The 2,516-nt window shown below is 44.7% G+C and carries 2 protein-coding genes; both read right to left on the minus strand.

Annotated features, from left to right (window positions below; genetic code table 11):
• Window positions 1-1,301 (minus strand): hypothetical protein (locus tag WBA23_RS25595; protein WP_424585118.1); only part of this gene is annotated, 1,301 nt, incomplete at its 3' end.
• The coding region (locus WBA23_RS25600) for an FG-GAP repeat domain-containing protein (protein WP_424585119.1) at window positions 1,298-2,516 on the minus strand (1,219 nt) is incomplete at its 5' end. The genes WBA23_RS25600 and WBA23_RS25595, both read right to left, overlap by 4 nt.

Raw genomic sequence — 2,516 nt, forward strand, 5'->3', positions numbered from 1 at the left:
AGTAGATCGTAGCGAATTTTTACCATAATTCCTGGCCATTGTACTTCCATACCGTGAACCATCTGCCCTTGAAAGAGTGGGGTTTTTAGAGTAGTAATCGTATTTTTTCCGTTCTCAAGTACGTGAGTATCATCTTGAGTAACTACGTGAAGCATCGCATCGTAACACGGTGCTTCCCGGAAATACACCAAGTGATCATTGAAAAGAATCCCATTGGAGTAGCAGGGACTCCAGCTAATCCAGATAAGCTGATAGCTTGTTGCCCGCTGAATGTCTTCTGAAATAGTAATGTGTTCGGAAAACTCACCTGAGCGAGTAACCCACTGAGTTGGTACATCCTGAGGTTTATATAGCTTGACTGAAAAGTTACGCGAAGGCAATTTTAACGATTCCAGCGCCGGGGTTGAGTAGATTATACCATCTTGAGTAGTAATCCTAGCCAATACTTTCATTGGTTCGGGCTGGTCAGGCAGCCAGTTGGTTTTCCAATCTACTGTGAATGGTAATGATGTACTACTTCCAATATGACCGACTAACTGCCCCCGATGTAGGTGAGCGTGCCACTGTTGGTACTGGCCATTGCCTTCCCAGTTGGCATCTTCGTAGTAACCTACGTAGTCAACCCGCTTAAATTCTTCTTGATTTTCATCATTTAGTGACAAGCGAAAGCCGTTCTCAGTAGAAGTAGCCTGCACAATTGATTCGTTGGAAGTAAATGGTGAGGCAATGTCGTAATAGATACGGAAAGTAACACCATAGAGCAGATTCTGAGGCCAACCCCAGTACTGAGTGCTATCTACTTTAAACCGAAAAGCATTTTCAGCTCCTTCCTTCAAATAACTAAGCGGCACTTCTACGGTAGGATTGAAATGATGCATATAATCGTAAGCAGGCGAGGGTATACTATCGGCCTCGGGTAGTACCAGCCAATCGCTATCGTTTACCTGAATCGCGAGTCCACGGGTACCTTCGTGGCTTAGCACTTTTTCTACCACCACTTCGGCTTTTATAGCATCCACTAGAGTTACCTTGTGCGTCAATGTTATAAATCCTTCTCGATGAGCCTCTGCTGGAAAGTGATCGGTATTGGAGGTATAGTCCAGTTTTCCACCTACCCGTAAAAAGTTATTTGATTCTTTTACCTGGGAAGGTAACCAATGATACTCGCGAAATGCCTCACCCGGTTGGGGCTGAGCGATTGTTATTCCGCTGCTAAATAATAAAAACAATAGTATAGCAATAAAAGAGGCGGTAAGCTTATTACTTACTAGATTGTAATAATTTTTAGCTTCTTTTTTCATGGCTGAGTGGTGCCTTCATTAATCCAAACATCTAAGCGGGGAGTTTTCCAACTGTATGGTTTACCTAATACATCGTAGTCACCGTCACCATCCAGATCAACCAAACGGCCTTCGTGCACGCCATAGCCAGTAGCCACCACATGTTCATTAAAGTTTCCCTGCCCATCGCCCAGTAGAATTCTGATCTTAGAATCAGGATTTCCCTCTCCGAAGCGCATTTCGGCAGAGAAAAGGTCTAAGTTTCCATCTAGGTCAAAGTCCAGCAAATCAATGGTGTGACCATTACTCAGGCTAGCTACAATCTCTTTTTTATGCCAGGTCCCATCACGGTACTCGTAGAGAATCATGGGGGCTACGCCATCTCCCACCACTAAAACGATCTCTGGTCGACCACCTTCTATAATCTGTCCGGCAACGGCTCGAGTAAAGACATAAGAGGCATCTACAATATTTTCAGCAAATTCTCCGTCTCCGGTGTGCTTAAACCAACGACCACCGCCAATAATATCCATTGTTCCATCACCATCAATATCAGCTTTGGCTAGTCCTTCGTGCTCGTTATCATCTTTCCAACCCGGATACCCTTCCTGACCGAGTTGTTCCATCTGACTATCGGTGCTGTACTTATAAATTGGGTGAAAATCCCATTCTTCGGTTTCCTGAGGGTTTTCGGGTATTTCAGCCAGGAACAGAGCTTTTCCTTGCTGATTCCAGAAGACTAGTTCCTGCTGCCCGTCGCCATCAAAATCTCCAAAGAGTTGATCGTGGTGCTTGTTGCTCCCTGATTTCTTGATTGTGTAACGTTCCCAGGGCAGGTCATAATTTGGGTAAGGATTGGCCCACCACCATACTTCGTTGCTCTGGCTTTCTCCGGCAAATACAATATCCTGATCACCATCGCCGTCAATATCGTAATGAGCCGACCCAGCTTCTATTCGTAGGGCTTCATCTTCTATTACCATTCTATCCCAGCTTTCACCATTTTTCTTGTACCAAACCACCGAAGGGGCTGCTGTGCGTTCTGTTATTACAAAATCAGTTACACCGTCTTTATCCAGATCAGTAGCTAACGATGCAGTCTGCTGCCCCACACTGTTGGGAAATGCAAGATCTTTGTTTTCTGAAGAATAATGTTTCCAACTTATGTTAGGAGAAGCATTATCGTTGCGCCAAAGGTGAAGGTACTGAGATTGATCCCAACCTACGCTAACAATG

This window comes from Tunicatimonas sp. (genome assembly GCF_049647865.1).
GTDB lineage: Bacteria > Bacteroidota > Bacteroidia > Cytophagales > Cyclobacteriaceae > Tunicatimonas.